Annotated in this window: 1 protein-coding gene; it reads left to right on the top strand. The window is 48.7% G+C overall.

The window, feature by feature from the left end; translation table 11 throughout:
- The coding region (locus VZ95_RS24710) for a tetratricopeptide repeat protein (protein WP_045777510.1) at nucleotides 1–1,249 on the top strand (1,249 nt) is incomplete at both ends.

The raw sequence follows: 1,249 nt of genomic DNA, 5'->3' as shown, positions 1-1,249 counted from the left end.
GGCGTATCGAGCAGGAAATTTAACAAATTTAACAATACATTTGACGCGCTTAGGTGAGGTTGAAAAGGCACTGACCGCGATTGACGAGTCAGTTGAGATTCTAAGGTCATTAATTCGCGGAGGGCGAGAGGGGCTGTTACCAACCTTCGCTACCTCATTAAATAACATGAGTATATGTCTTGCTAATCTTGGCTATCTGGACGATGCGCTGTCTGCAATTGAAGAGGCTGTTAATATTGAGCGAGATTTGATTAGAAATGCACCCGATGCATCTGTGGCGGAATTGGCGTCTTCTTTAAATAACATGAGCAATCGTCTAACTAATCTTGGTCGACAGGAAGCGGCTTTGTCTGTAATTGAAGAGGCTGTTATAATTCGGCGGAGATTATCTAAACTTAATCCTGAATTGTATTTACCTGATTTGGCCTCTTCTCTGAACAATATGTGTACCTGTCTTGCCGGTCTTGGTCGCCGGGACGCAGCTATATTGGCAATTCAGGAGGCGGTTACAGTCCTCAGAAAATTAACTCTCGTTAAGCCCGAGGTGTTTTTACCAAGTTTGGCAACGTCACTGAATAATTTGAGCAATTGTCTAGGTGCTGTCGGGCGTCAGGAAGATGCTTTGTCAATAGTTTCCGAGGCGGTAGAAATTCAGCAGGATTTGGCTCAGGCACGGCCAGAGGTGTTTCTGCCGAGTTTGGCTATTTCGTTGAGTAATATGAGCATTTGCCTTGCTGACCTTGGCAACCGCGAGGCGGCGGCATCGGCGATTGAAAGGGCGGTTGAAATTCGAAGAGACTTGGTCCGGAGGCAACCTGAGGCTTTTTCTATGGACTTGGCATCCTCGCTGAATACCATGAGTATTTGTCTCGCCCGCATGGGTCGTCGTGAGGCGGCTTCTTTAGCGATTGAAGAGGCGGTAGAGATTCTGCGACCCTTGGCCCTGGCGCGGCCTGATTCGTTTGTGCCGAATTTGGCCGCTGCTCTGAATACCATGAGCAATCGTCTTGCCGAACTCGGCTATTGGAAGGCGGCTTTGTCGGCAATTGAAGAGGCTGTGAAAATTCGGCGGGATTTGGCTCTAAAGCGGCCCGATGCGTTTCTGCCGAGTTTGGCTATTTCGCTAGTCAACATGACAGCTTGCCTTGTCAATCTCGATGATCATAGCGCGGCGTTGTCCCCGAATGAGGAGGCAGTAAAAATACTGCGGGGATTGGCGGATACGTTGCCTGCCGTTTTYGAAAGGAAC

The sequence above is a fragment of the Elstera litoralis genome, from assembly GCF_000963705.1.
Lineage (GTDB): Bacteria > Pseudomonadota > Alphaproteobacteria > Elsterales > Elsteraceae > Elstera > Elstera litoralis.
This window is presented reverse-complemented; position numbering and strand designations above follow the sequence as displayed.